The organism is Stenotrophomonas sp. STEN038, assembly GCF_056759895.1.
The window spans coordinates 111947-129538 of sequence record NZ_JBRRDW010000005.1; the positions used below are offsets into that span (position 1 = coordinate 111947).

Below are 17592 nucleotides of genomic sequence, written 5' to 3' on the forward strand. Positions count from 1 at the left end.
ACGGCAGGTGTGCCGACGTGCGGCTTGGCTAGACTTCGTTCAATCCCTGCCATCCGCGCCACGCCATGTTCTCGCCGCCAACCACGCATCGGATCGATGCCACGCAGGGCCCAACTCGACGCCGGGTGTTCAGCGGCGAACGTCTGGCTGCACGGGTCAGTTGGTATGCACCGGGTGAGCGCATGCACCGACATGCGCACGACTGTCACCAGCTCTCGTTGTTGCTGCTCGGCACCTTGGTGGAGCAGACCGGACAGGGCGAGGAGCGGCTGGCCGTGCCAGCGCTGGGAGTGAAGCAGGCGGGAGTGGCACATGCCAATGATTACGGCCCGGCCGGGGCGCTGATGCTGGGTATCGATCTGCCGGCCACGTTCGATCTGTACGAGAACCTGGGCATCGGCCATGCCTGGCAATGGCGTGGGCATGCGCCGCAGCCGTTGCTGTTGCAGGGACGGGGACTTCTTTCGGCGTTGTTTGCAGGGGAACTGGCCGATGGCGATATTGATAGTCGGCTTTGGGAATTGCTGGCCGGGATGGCAGCCAGCGACGAGCGCCCGAGCGGCACGGCGCCGCGTTGGTTGGCGTTGTGTTGCCAGCGTCTGCAGGATGAGAACGTGCCGCTGACCGAACTCGCAGGTGAACTTGGCGTGCATCCGGTGTACCTGGCGCGGGCATTCGCGCGCTGGATGGGGTGCGCGCCGTCTGTGTTCCGGGTGCGTGCGCAGCTGCAGCGTGCATTGCCGCTGTTGGCCAAGGGCCAGGCTTTGGTCGATGTGGCGCAGCAGACAGGCTTTGCCGATCAATCCCACTTCAGCCGGATTGCACGCGCGCATAGCGGACTGACTCCGGCGCGGCTGCGAGTGCTGTTGCGGGCATGAACGGGTTCAATCCGTTCAAGACCTGGCACGAGGCAGCAGCGCATCGTGGCGGTTGTCAGCCACGGAGCCGCACCATGTATCTGCGCAATATCCTGCCCCTGCTATTGATGATGTCGGTCTGGCTAGGCTGCATGGCAACTGCAGATGCCACATCTGCACAGCAGGCTGCCGGGAAGTTGGCGGCATTTCTGGATGGCATTCCGGAGCTGGGTCCAGGCTATGCGGTGGTGGTCGTCGACCGTGACCAGCAATTGCTGGGCTATACACGGGGCCAGCGCAACGCCAGCAGCAAGGCACCGCTGACCATGCGTACGCCGATGTACATCGCGTCGCAGACCAAGTCGTACATGGGGCTGCTGGCGCAGGTGCTGGATCAGCAGGGCGTACTGCGTCTCGACAGTAGCTTGGCCGATCATTGGCCGCAGCTGCGCCTGCCCGAAGGCGTTGATCCTGCTGCCTGGACCTTGGCGGATCTACTCAATCACCGCGTGCCGTTGAGTGCCGATGCGATCACCACGCTGGAGGCCTATATCGGCAGTCCCGATCCGGCCCTGTATCCGCAACTGTTGCAGCACTTCGCCAGCAAGCGCGCCGACGGCTTCGACTACGACAATCTGGGCTACAACATCTACGCGGCGATCCTGCAGCAACGCACCGGCCGCTCGTGGCAGGACTGGTTGCAGCAAACCCTGTTCACGTCGTTGCAGCTGCACGAAACCGCAACGAATACTTCAAGCTTCGAGCCAGCGCAGCTGGCCTTCAATCACCAGTGGCTTGGCGCCGATCAGGGGTGGCGACTGGTGCCGCCCAAGCCCGATGCGTTGATGCATTCGGCCGGCGGCATGATGACGTCGCCGCGCGATATGGGTCGTTGGTTGCGCTTTCAGCTGGGCGCACCGCTGCACGCGCAATTGAATGCACGCGCGCTGCAGGCCGCGCATCGCATTGGTGCGCAGGTCGATCCCAAGGCCCGCAATGCCTATGAGTTGCCGTGCAACGGTTACGCCTTCGGTTGGAATGTATGTGACTTCGAAGGTCGCACGCTCTACATCCATGGCGGCAGCTATACCGGTGCACGCAGCATGATGGCGTTCTCGCCGGATCTGGGCGTTGGCATCGGCGTATTCTCCAACTCGGACAGCGCCACTGGCTGGCTGACCTCGCGCACCGTGGTGCAGTTTTTCCAGTACCTGGTGGACCATCCTGAGGCTGCGTCATGGGCGCAGATCCGGCAGAAGGCCTATCCACAGCGCGCAGCCGAGCAGTTGGCGGGCATGCGTGCGCGGCAAGCCAAGCAGCATGAGGATGCGCGTTGGCAGGGTTGGCAATGGCAGCCAGATTCGAACGCGCCCTATGCCGGTGATTTTCGTGGAGTAGCGTTGCCGGTCACTGCGCAGGTGATCGTCGATGGCGAGGGAATACAGCTTCAAGTGGGCGTACTAAATCGCAGGCTGACGCCCGCTGCGCCGGATCTGTTTGCTGCGCAGGATGGGCCTTTGGATGTGCCTGAACCTGTGCAGTTCCAACGTGATGAGAAGGGGGAGCTGCTGGGGTTCGAGTTTGATGGGCAGCGCTATGAGCGTGTGCGTTCCCGTTAGAACGGCACGGGTTGATTCAGAGGTTCGAGTGCCCCGGGCGCGCAATTGTTTGTAGGAGCGGCGTTAGCCGCGAAGCTGACATTGCTGCAGTTGCAGATGTTTGTGTCACCTGATGATCTATCTGCTTCGCGGCTAACGCCGCTCCTACAAAAGCCTCGCCGCCACTGCCAAAGATGTGTCCCTGCACAACGCAAAAGCCCGGCATCAGGCCGGGCTTTTGCATGCAGACAAGAACAGTGCCGGCTTACTTGAAATCCAGAGTCTTCTCGAACGACTTCAGTTCATGCCGCGCCATCGCCAGGTTGGCATGGGTGCGGTCGAGCACGACATACAGGAACAGATCCTTGCTGCCGTCCAGCGGACGAATCAGGTGGTACTGCTTGGACAGGGTGAGCAGGATGTCTTCCACCACATCGTTCAGGCCCAGCGAATTCGCCACGCGGCGCTTGGCGCGCACGACGTCGGCGTTGCCTGCGGCGGCAACTTCCATGTTGATGGCACCGCCACCGAGAGTGCCCAGCGTCATGCCGCTATCGCTGTCCACCAATGCAGCGCCGATGAAACCGGCAATTTCGCTCAAAGCATCAAGTTTTACGTTTGCAGCCATTTTTCATCCAATGAAGTAAGTAGTTCTACAAATACAGCGCTCGCGCAGGTCTGGCCCGGGTGAGCAGTCCGCCAGAATAACGAATACAGGTGTGCGCATGCGCGCCGCCAGAGTTCTCCGTGCTGCAACGATGTGTTTGTCACCAGGCGAGAGGGAGTGCAAGCGAATGCAGCGGGTAGCGCCATGGCACCCCGGTTACACCCTTCGGATAGCCGTGCAGCGGATTGGCGACAGCACCGCCAGCAGTTCCTGAGCTGGCGTCTGCGGTGACTGGCATCTTCGCTCTGGGCGGGGCGCGGGGTGCCAGCAAACAACCGCAGCTTGCCGCAATGAAACCCTCACGGCCAATTTACGGGCCGGTCGCAGAATGGCGCTTGGCAAGCGAGTGTGAGCTTGAGGCAGCGGCTGCCGCCGCCTTTCCGTCATCGACTATTCCAACCAGTGGGAGCGCACATCATGGGCAAGCCGGCAGTGGTTCTGGTACATGGTTTCTGGGGCGGGGCGGCGCATTGGGCGCGGGTGATACTCGAGCTGCGGCGGCTGGGTTACCAGGACATACGGGCGGTGGAGAACCCGCTGATGTCCTTGGCCGATGATGCCGAGCGCACCCGCAAGATGGTGGCGCAAGTTGGCGGCCCCGTGGTGCTCGTGGGGCATTCGTATGGCGGCGCGGTGATCAGCCAGGCCGGCAACCTGCCCAATGTGAAAGCACTGGTATTCATCGCCGCGTTTGCCCCTGATGCAGGCGAAAGCGCGGGTGGCATCACTCAGCAGCATCTGCCCGCCGCGGCGCCCAACCTGGCGCCGGACAGCGATGGCTACCTGTGGCTCAAGCCCGACAAGTTCCACGAAAGCTTCTGCCAGGACCTGCCCGAGGAAGAAGGCTTCGTCATGGGCGTTACCCAGAAGGCGCCGCTGGCTGGCACCTTTGGTGACAACATCAGCGATCCTGCGTGGCGGCATAAACCTAGCTGGTACCAGATTTCCAGCCTGGACCGGATGATCGCGCCGGAGAACCAGCAGGCCATGTCCGCCCGCCTCAACGCGCGCAAGGTGATCACGCTGGAGGCCGGGCACGCCTCGCTGGCTTCGCATCCGGCGGACGTAGCTGCCTTGATCGATGAGGCGGCAACGGCGACGGCTGGTTGAGGCCGCGGCGTCGCGACGAACGCTGACCTGCTGCACGCCGCCGCGGGTTCATGCCTCAGCGGAAGAACTGGCTAGGCGTCAAACCAAAGCGGCGCTTGAACATGGTGGCGAATGCGCTGGGGCTCTCATAGCCCAGCGCCAAGGCCACATCGATGACCTTCTCGCCGACGGCCAGCCGTTCCAAGGCACGCAGCAGGCGCGCCTGCTGGCGCCATTGACCGAAGGTCATGCCGAGTTCGCGGGCACACAGGCGCTGGATGGTTTTGACATCGACCTGCAGCCGGGTCGCCCAATCCTGCAGGGTCGAGGCATCTTCCGGATGTTGCTGTAGTTGCCGGCCGATCTGCCGCAGGCGCGGGTCGCGCGGCTCGGGCAGGTGCAGCGGCAATACCGGCAGGGTCTGCACTTCATCCAGGATCAGCCGCATCAGGCGGCCATCACGCGAGTTCTCGGCATAGCGCGCCGGTATCTTGACCGCGGCGTGGATCAGCGACGCCAGCAGCGGGGTGATGGACACTGCCGACGGCGTCTGTGGTGCGTCAGGCATCGCCTCTGGGGTGATGTACAGGCTGCGCATCTGGACCAGCCCGATGCAGTGCACCTGATGGCCGATGCCGGCGGGCATCCAGATCGCGCGCGTGCTGGGCACCACCCAGCGGCCCATACCGGCATTGACCACCAGTACCCCGGTTTCCGCATAGACCAGTTGGTGCCGATCCGGATGGTGGTGCAGTGGAATCAAGGTAGTGGCGGGGTAGTCCCGGGCCTTGCAGTACACCACGGTCTCCGGGCCGACCGGGAGTGGTTGGCGGCGGCCTTTTCGGACAGGTGGAATGTCCTTTTCGAAAGGATGCATGACCATATCGCGCGGGATGGACGTGGATCGCGACTCTACCATGCGCGTCCGCCCCCACTTCGCGGTCATGCCATGTCTTCTCCCGCTTCAACGGTTGCAGCGCCTACCTCACAACGTCGTCCAGTAGCGGTAGGTGTGCTTGCTGCGATCAGCAGTTCGCATCTGGTCAACGACATGATGCAGTCGCTGATCCTGGCGTTGTATCCGATCTTCAAGGGGCAGTTCCATCTGAGCTTCGCCCAGGTCGGTTTGATCACGCTGACCTATCAGCTCACTGCCTCGTTGTTCCAGCCGCTGATTGGTTTGCGCACCGACAAACGTCCGGCGCCGTATTCGCTGCCGATGGGTATGGTGTCCACCTTGTGTGGCCTGTTGCTGTTGGCCTTCGCGCCCAACTTCGTGACGGTATTGGTGGCAGCAATGCTGGTCGGTATCGGTTCGGCCATATTCCACCCGGAATCCTCGCGCATCGCGCGGCTGGCTTCCGGTGGCCGTCATGGCCTGTCGCAATCGGTGTTCCAGTTGGGCGGCAACGCCGGTACGGCGGTGGGTCCATTGCTGGCGGCGGCGGTGATCGTGCCGAATGGCCAGCGCAGTGTGGCCTGGTTTGCCTGTGCCGCGCTGTTGGGCATCGGCCTGCTGACCTACGTGAGCCGCTGGTACCAGCAGCACCTGGTGGCTGTGGCTGCACAGCCGAAGGCGGCGGCGAAGCCGGCCAACCTGTTGCCGCCGAAGACCGTGGCCTGGGTGATCGGCATCCTGCTGGTACTGATCTTCAGCAAGTACTTCTATATCGCCGGCTTGAGCAGCTATTACACGTTCTATCTGATCCAGAAGTTCCATGTCTCGGTGCAGAGCGCGCAGCTGCATCTGTTCGGTTTCCTTGCCGCATCGGCGGCCGGCACCTTGCTCGGTGGCCCGCTCGGTGACCGCATTGGTCGCAAGCCGGTGATCTGGGCGTCGATCCTGGGCGTGGCACCGTTCGCGCTGATGCTGCCGTATGCCGACCTGCAATGGACCATGATCCTGACGATGGTCATCGGCTTCGTGTTGTCCTCCGCGTTCTCGGCGATCCTGGTTTATGCACAGGAGCTGATGCCGAACCGTATCGGCACGGTTTCCGGCCTGTTCTTCGGCTTCGCCTTCGGCATGGGCGGGCTCGGTGCAGCAGTGCTGGGCGTGCTCGCCGACCACACCAGCATCATCTGGGTCTACAAGGTGATCTCGTTCCTGCCATTGCTGGGCATCGTCGCAGCATTCCTGCCAAACCCGCGCGTACGTTAAGGCGCCAGGCAAATGCACAACGCCCGGCGCTGGCCGGGCGTTGCGTTTGAAGTGATGCACGCTCGGATGTCTATCTGGGCTTGGCTTCGTACCAGTGGCGGCTGCGGTTGACGAGGTACACCACCGACAACATCACCGGCACTTCGATAAGTACGCCAACCACCGTCGCCAACGCCGCGCCGGAGTGCACACCGAACAGGCTGACCGCAGTGGCCACGGCCAGCTCGAAGAAGTTGCTTGCGCCGATCAACGCGGACGGACCGGCAACGCAATGGGTCACACCTAGTCTGCGATTGAGCAGGTACGCCAAGCCGGAGTTGAAATAGACCTGCAGCAGGATCGGGACGGCGAGGATGGCGATGACCAGCGGCTGTTCAATGATCTGCCGGCCCTGGAAACCAAACAGCAGCACCAGCGTTGCCAGCAATGCCGTCAACGACAGCGGCCCAAGCCGTTCCAATACATGATTCAGACGTGCTTGCCCGCCACTACGCAGCAGCCAGCGCCGCAGCAGCACCGCAAGCACCACCGGCAGCAGGATGTACAGCGTCACCGAGAGCAACAGCGTGGCCCAGGGCACGCTGATCGCCGAGATGCCTAGCAACAAGGCCACCAATGGAGCAAACGCCAGCACCATGATCGCGTCGTTCAAGGCGACCTGGCTCAGGGTGAAGTTGGCATCGCCTCGGCATAGGTTGCTCCATACAAACACCATTGCCGTGCACGGCGCCGCTGCCAGCAGGATCAGGCCGGCCGTATACGAATCAATCTGGTCGGCAGGCAGCCATTCGGCAAATACGTGGCGCAGGAACAGGCCACCAAGCGCCGCCATCGAGAATGGCTTCACCGCCCAGTTGATGAACAAGGTCACGCCGATACCACGCCAATGCTGGCCAACCTGACGCATCGCGCCGAAGTCCACCTTCAGCAACATCGGGATGATCATCAGCCAGATTAGTATGGCCACAGGCAGATTGACCTTGGCTATCTCCAAGCCGCCGAGGTGAGAGAACGCATCCGAAAACTGGTGCCCAAGTGCGGTTCCCACGACGATGCACAACGCCACCCATAAGGTCAGGTAGCGTTCGAAAAGGCCCATGCGCGGCGCCTGCTCAATCACGGAGCAGGCCCCTCATCGGGTTGCACAAGGCCTATGCCGTTGAGCGCGGATTGAAGTTGTTGACGGTCATCCCACACCGCAGCGGGCAGCGCGAGCAGTGCCAGCACGCGCGCCTTGACGACGCGCTGCGCCTGCGCGAACGCCGCACGTTTGGCCTCATCGCTGCCTTCTACCGCTGCTGGATCTGGCAGGCCCCAGTGCGCGCGGACAAAATCACCAAACACCACCGGGCAGGTTTCGGCTGCAGCCGAATCGCAGACCGTAATGACCAGGTCCATGCGCGCTGCATCGTCGTTGGTGAATTCATCCCAGGACTTGCTGCGCAGGCCGGCGTTGGCGATGCCTTCGGACTGTAATTGGGCAAGTGCAAAGGGATTGACTGCGCCGGTGGGCTGGCTGCCGGCGCTGAAGGCCGCGAAGCGACCGCCGCCCCATGCGCGCAGCGTGGCTTCGGCAAGCACGCTGCGTGCACTGTTGCCGGTGCACAGGAAGAGAACGTTGCAGGTCATCGGTGCGTCTCGGTTTCGAGGTGATTTCGGCGGTTGCTCAGCAGCAGTGCTGGCCCGGTGTGACTTCACAGCTGACGTCTGATGCGCCGGCACAGCAGTTGTGGCTGAGGTAAGCCATCAATGCATTCATGGTCGGGTAGTTGGCCCGATAACAGACATTGCGGCCGACGCTCTCGCTCTGTACCAGCCCGGCGTACACCAGTTCCTTGAGGTGGAAGGAGAGCGTCGCATTGGGCACGGCGAGGGCTTGGGCGATTTCGCCGGCCATGCGCCCCGGCGGGCCGGCTTCGACCAGCAGGCGGAAGGCGGCCAGGCGGGTGGCGTGGCCGAGTGCGGTGAGGGCGACTATTGCCTGATTCATTTCCATGTTTCTAGAATAGTCGAATGAATATCGCCAATCAAGCAACACCCAACCCCCTACCCAATATCGACTTGGAATTGCTGCCCGAGCCCCGTGCTGAATTTCTGGGGGCCGAATCGGGCAGCCATAGGCCGCGCATTCTGTTGTTGTATGGCTCACTTCGGCCGCAATCGTTCAGCCGCAAGCTGGCGTTGGAGGCCGAGCGCGTGCTGCAGCAATTGGGTGCAGAAACCCGGCTGTTCGATCCCAACGATCTGCCCCTGCTTGACAGTTGCGGCAAGGAACACCCGAAAGTGCAGGAGCTGCGCGCGTTGTCGCTGTGGTCGGAAGGGCAGGTATGGGTATCGCCGGAGCGGCACGGCACGCTGACAGGGGTGTTCAAGAACCAGATTGACTGGTTGCCGTTGGAGGATGGCAGTGTGCGCCCAACGCAGGGAAGAACCCTGGCAGTGATGCAGGTCTGCGGGGGTTCGCAGTCGTTCAACGTGGTCAATAGCTTGCGGGTGCTGGGCCGCTGGATGCGCATGGTCACCATTCCAAACCAGTCCTCGGTAGCCAAGGCCTGGCAAGAGTTTGATGAGCAAGGGCGCATGCGGCCTTCGCCGTACTACGACCGCGTGGTCGATGTGATGGAAGAGCTGGTGAAGTTCACGTTGATGGTGCGCGGACGCAGCGACTATCTGGTCAGCCGTTACAGCGAGCGCAAGGGCGCGGCTGAAGCCGAGCAGTTGGTGCGTGCGGCGGGTGTGGTTGAAGCAAGCACGCCGTAACTTGCCGTGGCTTCTGCCCCGTCCCTTTCGCAACGCGAAGGGGAGGGTTGGGGAAGGGTAAATCTTTTGCTGTAGCGCCCCAGGATCAACTGATTGCCACCCGGCCGTGACCTCATCCCGGATTGAGGCGTCAATGCCACAGCGGGCGCAGGCGCGCGGTAGATGGTTGCTTGTTTATGCACTGGTCTACATGAAGTTGCACGATTTTCTGTGTTGATGCATGATTTGGCAATCAAGCGTCGGTTCTCCTGGAGTGGCGACTATCGATGACCTCGATGCCGAGCCAGATTCCCATCAACACAGAAAACCATCACATGACCGCCTCGGACCCCGATGCACTCCCGCAGGAGCGCCAGCAGCGCATCCTCGAACAGCTCCGCAAGCACGGTCGCGTGGTTGCCAATGATCTGGCGGCTGCGTTCGCCGTCTCCGAGGATTCCATCCGTCGCGATCTGCGCGAGATGGCATCCAAAGGACTCTGCCGGCGGGTCTACGGCGGCGCGCTGCTGCCTACGCCACAATTCGACGCATTGCCGGAGCGGGTAGAGCGGCAGGACCCTGAGCGCAGCGCCTTGGCGACCCACGCGGCCTCCTTGTTGCTGCCTGGGCAGGTGGTGCTGATGGACGCTGGTTCCACCAATGTCGAGATCGCTCGCGCGCTGCGTGGCACGGCGTTGACGGTGGTCACCAACTCGCCAGCGGTCGCCGACGCACTGGCTGGTGCGCAGGCAGCCGAAGTGGTGATGATCGGTGGCCGCATTGATCCGCGCAGTGGTGGTGCCATCGGTTCCATCGCCTTGCAGCAGCTCAGCCAATTGCAGGCCGATGTCTGCATTCCCGGCGTCTGCGCGGTCGACCCGGAAACGGGTATTTGGGGCATCAATGCCGAAGAGTGCGCGTTCAAGCAGGCAATGCTGCGCGCCTGCGACATGACGCTGATCGTTGCCAGCAGCGAAAAAATAGGCGCACGCGGCAGCTTCCGCATTGCGGGTATCGAACAGGTGGATCAGTTGCTGCTCAGTGAGCGCGTTGCGCCGGAAATGCTGGAGCGGTTCGCGCCGGTTGCACAGCGTCTGCAGAAAATTCCCGTGGCGAAAGCCTGACCCGGCGCCTTGATCGGACACGCACAGCAGCAGTAGATGAACATCCAGGAACAACACGTGAGCAATCCACTCCTTCTACAGCGCAGCCAGCAGATTGCCACGCGCGCAGCCTTCTTCGTTCCCGGCTTTGCGATTGCGTGCTGGGCGCCGCTGGTGCCGTTCGCCAAGGCCCGCGCTGGTCTTGATGACGCATTGCTGGGCGTGCTGCTGCTATGCCTGGGCTTGGGCTCGCTGCTGTCCATGCCGCTGGCCGGCATGCTGGCCGCGCGTCATGGTTGCCGGACGGTGATGCTGGTAACCGTATTGATGATGGTATTGATGCTGCCCCTGCTGGCGCTTGCATCCACGCCGCTGACCATCGGTGCCGTGTTGCTTGTGTTCGGTGCTGGCATTGGTGCCATGGACTGCGTGATGAACATGCAGGCGGTGGTGGTCGAACGCGAATCCGGCCGCGCGATGATGTCGGGCTTCCATGCCTTCTACAGCATTGGTGCGCTGTCTGGCGCGGCCTTGGTGACGTTGCTGCTGTCGATTGGTGGCGGCGCCTTGTTGTCCACATTGGTGGTGGCCGCAGGTGTTGTCGCGATCACTGCATTGTCATCGCGCTGGTGGCGCAGTGAACGCGCAGAGCAGGGCGAAAGCAGTTTCGCCCTGCCGCGTGGCGTGGTGATCGTGATTGGTGCGGTGTGCTTCATCAGCTTTCTCGCAGAAGGCTCGATGCTGGATTGGAGCGCGGTGTTCCTGCATGACGTGCGCGGCGTTGAGCTGGCCCATGCCGGCTGGGGCTTTGTCGCCTTCAACATCGCCATGACTGCCACGCGCCTGTTCGGCGACCGGCTGGTGAACCAGCTCGGGCCGAGCTTGGCGGTGCTGCTGGGTGGTCTGCTCGCATGTGCAGGCTTCGTGTTGGCGACTCTCGTGCCAAGCTTCGGTGTAGCGCTGCTGGGTTACTCGTTGGTCGGCATTGGCTGCGCCAATATCGTGCCGGTGATGTTCAGCCTTGCCGGGCGCCAGACCCGCATGCCGGAGACTGTCGCCATTCCCGCCGTCACCACCATGGGTTATGCCGGCGTGCTGCTGGGGCCGGCGGCGATTGGCTTCATTGCCCAGCAGTGGTCGTTGCCGACCGCATTCCTGATGGCCGCGGCAGCGCTTGCGGTTGTCGCGGTGATTGGTTCGATGTTGCGGGTTCGCTGAGCAAGGCCGCTTTGTCGGACAGCCAGGGCCAGCGTTGACACTTCTGGTCATCGCCATCTTCAAGCAGTCGCTGGGGGTGGTTCGGTTGATGGCCCCGTCGCTGTCGTCGGCAAGCTACGCACATGCACATCCTGCTGCGGATAGGGGATTTCGATCCCGGCGTCCTGCAATGCTGTGTGGATGCGGGTGATGAGCTCACTGCGTATATTGAGCCAGTTGTCGTAGTCGCGGGTCCAGGCGCGAACACTGAAGTCGAGCGAGCTGGCGCCGAAACCAACGAACAGCGCGGCGATGGCCGGTTCGCTGGCGATGCCGGTGGTTTGCCTGGCGCAATTGGAAAGCAGTGCCAGAACCTGCTGTGGGTCACTGCCATAGGCAACGCCGACATTCACTTCAATGCGCCGGTTGCGGTCGAGCAGGGTCCAGTTGACCAGCGGCTCGGACAGCAGGGTGCCGTTGGGGACCACCACGTCGGCGCCATCGAAGGTTTTGATGCGGGTGGAGCGCATGCCGATGTCACGCACGCGGCCGTTGATGGTGCCGACCTCCACCACGTCGCCGGGTTGGATCGGCCGCTCGAACATGAGGATCAGGCCGGAAACGAAGTTGTTGACCACGTTCTGTAGCCCAAAACCAATGCCGACGCCGAGTGCGCCGAACAGCAGCGCCAGCTGGCTGCCTTTGAAGCCTGCGGCGGACAGCGCGATGATCACGCCGAGCATCAGTACCGCATACGAGGCAAGCGAGGCGATGCTGTTGCCGATGCAGCGCGACATGTTGGCGCCGTGCTGGAGCACATCCTGTAGCAGCAAGCGGGTTATCCGCGCGGCCCAGAAGGCAATGGTGATTGCCGCGATGAAGGCCAGTACGTGGCCGAGCGACAGGCTGAATTCACCAATGGAGAACTCATGCGAGAGCAGCCTGCTCAGCAAGGCATAGATCGGCCGCAGGATGCGGAAGCTGTCCATCGCATAGACCACCCAGCCGACGACCGCGGCGAATATGCCCAGGCGGCCAAGCAGCGCCAACAACGGCGGCGCATGATCACGGGTAAGCCGGTAGCGTGCCAAGCTGGGCCGGCTCAGCAGCAGGTGCAGCAGGCTCAACAGCACGGCGATGCCGACGTAGAGCAGCAGGCCAAAGTAGGCGCTGTCGATGATCGCGCTGGTCAGCATCTCCGCCAGCGTGAGGTTGCCGACAACGTTGGCTGCAAGAGACACGGCGAACAAACCCTGTGCGGCCCATGCCGCCATGCGCAAGGCCTGCCCCGTGCGCCCGGTAGTACCGGCGTGGCCGCTGCGGTAGGCCTGCCATTGCACCAGTCCGGTCAGCAGCATGGCAACGATGGTCAGCGCCAGTGTGTAGTAGCGGAATGCGACATTGCTGGACAGGAAGAAGATACCGAGGCCCCCAAGCAGGTACAGCAATGATGCGACCAAGGGCCAGTAACCCAGCAATCGCCGGCTGCCCGGCGGCAGCAGTCGCTGCACGGGAACCAGCGCGAAGAGCATGCCGATCTGCAAGGTCAGCAAGGGTGCGTCGGGTTCGATGGCGAGCATTACCATGGTAGACAACAGCAGCCAGGTGGATACCGGTCGGGCCAGTACGCGTTGTGTGGCAGCTTCGATATTGCTGTTGGCGGGCGCCCGCCGACGGTAGTGCCAGCCCCATAGCAATAGCGGGATCAGTAGTATCTGGATCCCGTGGAACAGGAACTGCGTGCGCCGATGCTCACCCACATAGGCGCGGCTGAATTCGAGTTCGATCTGCAGGCCGGAAGTGAGAGCGTCGCTGGCTGCGGGCTGATCAGGAGAGCTCGCATCAGCCTGCCATAGCGGTGGCGAATCTATCTGCAGCAATTGGTGGTCAAGGTAGGTAATGGCATCGGTGACGGCGGCGTGGCCGGATTGCAGCCGGGTCTCCAGGGCATTGGCACGGGCGCTCAGTTCCAGTTGCCGGGAAAGCGGTACTGCAAGCGCCTGTTCGGCTCGGGTGAGCAGCGTGATCAGGGCATCGATACGGCTCAATAGCACCGGTGGGATATCGCTTGGATGTTCCCGGGTGAGCTGCCAACTGGCACGGCGACGTGCCAGCTCTGCGGCGTCCGCGGCATACGGCTCGGTAGCGGTCTGCAGGGCATCACGCCAGCGCGCAAAGCGCTTGCCGTCGAACTGCCAGTGTCGGTCAAGGCTCTCCAGGCGAATGATCGGGACCCTGCGCAGTTGCGTGGGCGACAGGGCTTGCCTGCGTTGGTCCACTGAACGGGTGATCGCTTCCAGCCCTGGGCCCAGCGCGGCGGTGGGATCGGGCTGGCCGGCGCGCTCGATCGCGGAGATGGCAAGACGCTCGTCGGTATCGGCACGGATCACGATCAGTGCGCTGTCGATGGGTTCCGGGATGTTTGGATTCGGCTGCTCAGCGGTGGGCGTTGTGGCTGGAGCGGGCGCCGAACCTGCCTGTGCGTGGGCGACATGGCAGCAGATCGCGGCAAAACAGAACACTGCTGCGCGTAGCCAAAGCATGGGCGATTCCCGAGGGGTGGACGCTCTTGTCCGCGTCGCGGCAGTGTCGCACAGGGTTGGTTTGTGCGGAGTGCCAGGCGCCCACCGGCGGTGCGCTGGCTGGATTGACCTGTGCGCTGCCGCCGTTGCAGCACAGGCGTCCGCCCGTATCGTCGGTGCGAGGGGAGGAGGACGTGACCTTCGGCGGGTCCCGCGGTACGGGCTGATCCTTTACCCTCCAAGGTTGTGCCGCGCCACCTGTGCGGCCTTTCCCTGTTTGGCCGGAGATGTCCATGTCGTTTTCCAAGCTCGTCCCGTTGTCCCTGACGGTTGCAATCGCCGCTTCGCTCGCCGCCTGTGGCAAGACCGATACCGCGCCCGCCGCGCCGGCTGCCGAAGCCAAGGCTGCGTTCGACCAGTCGCAGCTCAAGACCCCGCTGATCTCGCTCAACGCCGCCGACCTGGATCCGGCCGTGCAGGCCTGCGCCGACCTCAACGGCTTCGTCAACAGCAAGTGGCTCAAGGCCAACCCGGTGCCGGGCGACCAGACCACCTGGGGCAGCTTCGAGATCCTGCGCGAGCGCTCGCTGGAAGTGCAGCACGCGCTGGTGCAGCAGGCTGCCGCTGGCAAGGCTGCCGCCGGTTCCAACGAAGCCAAGATCGGCGACATCTGGAAGACCGGTTCGGACGAGGCTGCCATCGAGGCCGCCGGCATCAAGCCGCTGCAGCCGGAACTGGACAAGATCGCTGCGCTGAACGACACCGCCGCCATCACCGGTTACCTGCGTGATGCCTATGCGCAGGGCAATGGCTTCCTGTTCTCGCTGTACGCCAGCCCGGACTTCAAGGATTCGGCCAACGTCATCGCCTATGTGGGCCAGAGCGGCCTGGGCTTGCCGGAGAAGGGTTACTACTTCGACGAGTCGCAGGCCAAGATCCGCGAGGCCTATGTGGCCTACATCGAGCAGCTGCTGACCCTGTCCGGCGTCGATGCCGCGCAGGCCAAGGAGCAGGCCAAGGCGGTGATGGATTTCGAAACCCGCCTGGCCAAGGCCTCGCTGTCGCGCATCGAGCTGCGTGACCCGGCCAAGCGCTACAACCCGGTCAGTGCCGCCGACGCCGACAAGCAGACTCCGAATTTCAGCTGGACCGCGCTGTTCGACACGCTGCAGATCCCGGCCAAGGACAAGTTCTCGCTGGCCCAGCCGGGCTTCTTCGGCGAACTGGACAAGATGCTGGGCGACGTTCCGGCCGCCACCTGGCAGGCCTACCTGCGCTTCCACACCGTGGACAACGCCGCGCCGTACCTGAGCAAGAACTTCGAGCAGGCCAACTTCGACTTCTTCAGCAAGACCCTGCGTGGCCAGCAGGAAATGCAGCCGCGCTGGAAGCGCGTGCTGGATTCGGTGAATGGCTCGATGGGCGAGGCCCTGGGCCAGCTGTACGTGGACGCGGTGTTCCCGGCCGAATCCAAGGTGGCCATGCAACACCTGGTGGAGAACCTGTCGGTCGCGCTGAAGGCGCGTCTGGAAGGCCTGCCGTGGATGGGCGAAGACACCAAGAAAAAGGCGCTGGAAAAGTGGGCCAGCTTCACTCCGAAGATTGGTTACCCGGACAAGTGGCGTGATTTCTCCGGCCTGACCACCAATGGCGACAGCTACCTGGGCAATATGCAGGCTGCGCAGGCGTTCAACTACCGCTACATGCTGGGCAAGATCGGCAAGCCGGTGGACAAGACCGAGTGGGGCATGACCCCGCAGACCGTCAACGCCTATTACAACGCGACCAAGAACGAGATCGTGTTCCCGGCCGCCATCCTGCAGCCGCCGTTCTTCGACGCCAAGGCTGATCCGGCGCTGAACTACGGTGGCATCGGCGCGGTCATCGGCCACGAAATGATGCACGGCTACGACGACTCGGGCAGCCAGTTCGCCGCCAACGGCAACTTCGACAACTGGTGGACCGATGCTGATCGCACTGCCTTCACCGGTCGCACCGACCAGCTGGTCGCGCAGTTCGACGGCTACGAGTCGCTGCCGGGCGTGAACGTCAAGGGCAAGCTGACCCTGGGCGAGAACATTGGTGATCTCGGCGGCCTGACCGTTGCCTATGACGCGCTGCAGATGGCGCTGAAGGAAGACGAGAAGGTCAATGTGCCGGTTGATGGCTATACCCAGGATCAGCGCTTCTTCATGAACTGGGCCACCGTGTGGCGCCGCAACTTCACCGATGGCGAGCTGCGCGTACGCCTGAACACCGATCCGCACGCACCGGCCAACTTCCGTGCCAACGGTGCACCGTCGAACATGCCGTCGTATGCGGCTGCGTTCCAGTGCAAGGCCGGCGATGCGATGGTGCGGGCCGACGACAAGCGGGTTGTGATCTGGTGATTGCAGTTGTTTGATCGCGATCTGTGAATGAAGAAGGCCCGGCAATGCCGGGCCTTCTTTTTGGCTGATCACATTGACGACGAGCAGCCTGTCCTTCTTTGTTTGTGGGAGCGGCGTCAGCCGCGAAGCAGATAGAACATCAGTGGGCGGATATCGCCCGCGCCCCAGCGATGCCAGCTTCGCGGCTGACGCCGCTCCCACAAAAGCCTGTCCTACGCGAGCGCGCCGAGCAGCTTCTGCGCGATGGCCCGTTCCTCATCGCGCAGGGTCAGTACGCGTACGCCGGTGTCTGTCACTTCGACGGTATGCTCGCACTGCGCCGATAGCTTTCCATCGCGTGTGGTCACGGTCCAGCCATCGTCGTGGTTGTCGATCGCTGCACGGCCCTGGTTGATCATCGGCTCGATGGTAAAGGTCATGCCGGCCTGCAGTTCCAGCCCGGCGCCACGATGCCCGTAATGCAGCACCTGCGGCTCTTCGTGCATTTCGCGACCAATACCGTGGCCGCAGTATTCCTTCACCACCGAATAGCCGGCGTCCTTGGCGTGGCGGTTGATCGCAAAGCCGATGTCACCCAGGGTCGCGCCAGGGCGCACCGTGGCGATTCCCTTCCACATGGCTTCGTTGGTGACGCGCACCAGGCGTTTGGCTTGATGGCTTACCTCGCCGATCAGGAACATGCGGCTGGAATCGGCGATGTAGCCGTTTTTCTCCAGGGTGATGTCCAGATTGACGATGCTGCCATTGCGGAGGATGTCTTTCGATGACGGCACGCCGTGGCAGACAACGGTGTCGATGGAGCTGTTGAGCACATAAGCGAAGCCATATTGGCCTTTGCTGGCGGGGCGCGCCTGCAAACGGTCGACGATGAAGCGCTCGACCCAGTCGTTTACCTGCAGTGTGCTCAAGCCTTCCAGTGGAAGCTTGTTCAATGCTTCGAACACCGACGCCAGCAGGCGCCCGGATTCGGCCATCAATGCCAGTTCATGCGGCTGCTTGATCATGCTTCCGCCACCCGTATGCCCGCAGGGCTTACCCCGGCTGCCGCTAGTTCGCGGGCGACCAGCTCCTGGAAACTCAGCTGCGGGTTCAGTTCGCAGAGCATGCCGATCCTGATCCAGAACCCGGCCTGGGCGTTGATCGAGCGGCCAGACACGGTGCTGGCCCTGCGCAGGTTGTCGTGCAGTTCGTCGTCGATGTTCACGATGCCCATCGGTCGCTCCCGGTATTCAATATATGATTCATATGTGAATCATATGCCCGGAGCGC

At 62.8% G+C, this 17592-nt stretch carries 16 protein-coding genes; 8 read left to right on the forward strand and 8 right to left on the reverse strand.

What is annotated here, in order from left to right:
• Positions 1–65: 65 nt before the first annotated feature.
• Both ACVOLS_RS03480 and ACVOLS_RS03485 read left to right on the forward strand, forming a co-directional pair.
• Positions 66–878, forward strand: coding sequence for a helix-turn-helix transcriptional regulator (locus tag ACVOLS_RS03480; protein WP_481544501.1), 813 nt, complete (start codon positions 66–68; stop codon positions 876–878).
• A gap of 74 nt (positions 879–952) precedes the next feature.
• A complete protein-coding gene (locus ACVOLS_RS03485) occupies positions 953–2476 on the forward strand; it encodes a serine hydrolase domain-containing protein (protein WP_481544502.1) in 1524 nt (507 codons plus the stop codon).
• A gap of 244 nt (positions 2477–2720) precedes the next feature.
• On the opposite strand, the gene ACVOLS_RS03490 is transcribed toward ACVOLS_RS03485, so the two are convergent.
• Positions 2721–3083 carry a roadblock/LC7 domain-containing protein gene (locus ACVOLS_RS03490; RefSeq protein ID WP_481544503.1) on the reverse strand — a complete coding sequence of 121 codons (363 nt, stop codon included), beginning with the start codon at positions 3081–3083 and terminating at the stop codon, positions 2721–2723.
• A gap of 456 nt (positions 3084–3539) precedes the next feature.
• On the opposite strand from ACVOLS_RS03490, the gene ACVOLS_RS03495 reads away from it, so the two are divergent.
• Positions 3540–4232, forward strand: coding sequence for an alpha/beta hydrolase (locus tag ACVOLS_RS03495; protein WP_481544504.1), 693 nt, complete (start codon positions 3540–3542; stop codon positions 4230–4232).
• A gap of 55 nt (positions 4233–4287) precedes the next feature.
• Here the strand turns inward: ACVOLS_RS03495 and ACVOLS_RS03500 are convergent, their stop codons facing one another.
• The gene (locus ACVOLS_RS03500) at positions 4288–5088 is read right to left on the reverse strand and encodes an AraC family transcriptional regulator (protein ID WP_481544505.1); all 801 of its coding nucleotides are present in this window, start codon (positions 5086–5088) and stop codon (positions 4288–4290) included.
• A 72-nt stretch (positions 5089–5160) separates the two neighbouring features.
• Between ACVOLS_RS03500 and ACVOLS_RS03505 the strand changes: the two genes are divergently transcribed.
• A complete protein-coding gene (locus tag ACVOLS_RS03505) occupies positions 5161–6372 on the forward strand; it encodes an MFS transporter (RefSeq protein WP_481544506.1) in 1212 nt (403 codons plus the stop codon).
• A 70-nt stretch (positions 6373–6442) separates the two neighbouring features.
• Here the strand turns inward: ACVOLS_RS03505 and arsB are convergent, their stop codons facing one another.
• From arsB to ACVOLS_RS03520, 3 genes are read right to left on the reverse strand one after another with little or no spacing between them, the layout of a single operon-like run.
• Positions 6443–7471: an ACR3 family arsenite efflux transporter gene (arsB, locus tag ACVOLS_RS03510; protein WP_481544507.1), complete on the reverse strand. Its 1029-nt coding sequence runs from the start codon at positions 7469–7471 to the stop codon at positions 6443–6445.
• Positions 7472–7488: 17 nt separating this feature from the next.
• Positions 7489–8001, reverse strand: a complete 513-nt coding sequence (locus tag ACVOLS_RS03515) for an arsenate reductase ArsC (RefSeq protein WP_481544508.1) — start codon at positions 7999–8001, stop codon at positions 7489–7491.
• A 37-nt stretch (positions 8002–8038) separates the two neighbouring features.
• Complete coding sequence (locus ACVOLS_RS03520; protein ID WP_481544509.1) at positions 8039–8368, reverse strand: ArsR/SmtB family transcription factor; 330 nt, start codon at positions 8366–8368, stop codon at positions 8039–8041.
• A gap of 17 nt (positions 8369–8385) precedes the next feature.
• Here ACVOLS_RS03520 and arsH point away from each other — a divergent pair, with 17 nt between their 5' ends.
• The 3 genes from arsH (at position 8386) to ACVOLS_RS03535 (ending at position 11432) form a co-directional block, all read left to right on the forward strand.
• Positions 8386–9132, forward strand: coding sequence for an arsenical resistance protein ArsH (arsH, locus tag ACVOLS_RS03525; protein ID WP_481544510.1), 747 nt, complete (start codon positions 8386–8388; stop codon positions 9130–9132).
• 314 nt (positions 9133–9446) lie between these two features.
• The gene (locus ACVOLS_RS03530) at positions 9447–10235 is read left to right on the forward strand and encodes a DeoR/GlpR family DNA-binding transcription regulator (protein ID WP_481544511.1); all 789 of its coding nucleotides are present in this window, start codon (positions 9447–9449) and stop codon (positions 10233–10235) included.
• A 57-nt stretch (positions 10236–10292) separates the two neighbouring features.
• Positions 10293–11432, forward strand: coding sequence for an MFS transporter (locus ACVOLS_RS03535; protein ID WP_481544512.1), 1140 nt, complete (start codon positions 10293–10295; stop codon positions 11430–11432).
• A gap of 59 nt (positions 11433–11491) precedes the next feature.
• On the opposite strand, the gene ACVOLS_RS03540 is transcribed toward ACVOLS_RS03535, so the two are convergent.
• Complete coding sequence (locus ACVOLS_RS03540) at positions 11492–13954, reverse strand: mechanosensitive ion channel family protein (protein WP_481544513.1); 2463 nt, start codon at positions 13952–13954, stop codon at positions 11492–11494.
• Positions 13955–14226: 272 nt separating this feature from the next.
• On the opposite strand from ACVOLS_RS03540, the gene ACVOLS_RS03545 reads away from it, so the two are divergent.
• Positions 14227–16323: a M13 family metallopeptidase gene (locus tag ACVOLS_RS03545; protein ID WP_481544514.1), complete on the forward strand. Its 2097-nt coding sequence runs from the start codon at positions 14227–14229 to the stop codon at positions 16321–16323.
• Between the two features lie 212 nt (positions 16324–16535).
• Here ACVOLS_RS03545 and map read toward each other — a convergent pair whose 3' ends face one another.
• Together map and ACVOLS_RS03555 are read right to left on the reverse strand one after the other, a co-directional pair.
• On the reverse strand, positions 16536–17327 hold the full coding sequence (gene map / locus ACVOLS_RS03550) for a type I methionyl aminopeptidase (protein WP_481544515.1): 792 nt from the start codon (positions 17325–17327) through the stop codon (positions 16536–16538).
• A complete protein-coding gene (locus tag ACVOLS_RS03555; protein WP_481544516.1) occupies positions 17324–17536 on the reverse strand; it encodes a ParD-like family protein in 213 nt (70 codons plus the stop codon). The genes map and ACVOLS_RS03555 overlap by 4 nt, the downstream gene beginning before the upstream one ends.
• Positions 17537–17592: the final 56 nt, after the last annotated feature.

Bases quoted from the DNA above. Each gene is read 5' to 3' on its own strand.
- ACVOLS_RS03480 (WP_481544501.1), top strand. From the start codon at position 66: ATGTTCTCGCCGCCAACCACGCATCGGATCGATGCCACGCAGGGCCCA.
- ACVOLS_RS03485 (WP_481544502.1), top strand. From the start codon at position 953: ATGTATCTGCGCAATATCCTGCCCCTGCTATTGATGATGTCGGTCTGG.
- ACVOLS_RS03490 (WP_481544503.1), bottom strand. From the start codon at position 3,083: ATGGCTGCAAACGTAAAACTTGATGCTTTGAGCGAAATTGCCGGTTTC.
- ACVOLS_RS03495 (WP_481544504.1), top strand. From the start codon at position 3,540: ATGGGCAAGCCGGCAGTGGTTCTGGTACATGGTTTCTGGGGCGGGGCG.
- ACVOLS_RS03500 (WP_481544505.1), bottom strand. From the start codon at position 5,088: ATGCATCCTTTCGAAAAGGACATTCCACCTGTCCGAAAAGGCCGCCGC.
- ACVOLS_RS03505 (WP_481544506.1), top strand. From the start codon at position 5,161: ATGTCTTCTCCCGCTTCAACGGTTGCAGCGCCTACCTCACAACGTCGT.
- arsB (WP_481544507.1), bottom strand. From the start codon at position 7,471: ATGGGCCTTTTCGAACGCTACCTGACCTTATGGGTGGCGTTGTGCATC.
- ACVOLS_RS03515 (WP_481544508.1), bottom strand. From the start codon at position 8,001: ATGACCTGCAACGTTCTCTTCCTGTGCACCGGCAACAGTGCACGCAGC.
- ACVOLS_RS03520 (WP_481544509.1), bottom strand. From the start codon at position 8,368: ATGGAAATGAATCAGGCAATAGTCGCCCTCACCGCACTCGGCCACGCC.
- arsH (WP_481544510.1), top strand. From the start codon at position 8,386: ATGAATATCGCCAATCAAGCAACACCCAACCCCCTACCCAATATCGAC.
- ACVOLS_RS03530 (WP_481544511.1), top strand. From the start codon at position 9,447: ATGACCGCCTCGGACCCCGATGCACTCCCGCAGGAGCGCCAGCAGCGC.
- ACVOLS_RS03540 (WP_481544513.1), bottom strand. From the start codon at position 13,954: ATGCTTTGGCTACGCGCAGCAGTGTTCTGTTTTGCCGCGATCTGCTGC.
- ACVOLS_RS03545 (WP_481544514.1), top strand. From the start codon at position 14,227: ATGTCGTTTTCCAAGCTCGTCCCGTTGTCCCTGACGGTTGCAATCGCC.
- map (WP_481544515.1), bottom strand. From the start codon at position 17,327: ATGATCAAGCAGCCGCATGAACTGGCATTGATGGCCGAATCCGGGCGC.
- ACVOLS_RS03555 (WP_481544516.1), bottom strand. From the start codon at position 17,536: ATGGGCATCGTGAACATCGACGACGAACTGCACGACAACCTGCGCAGG.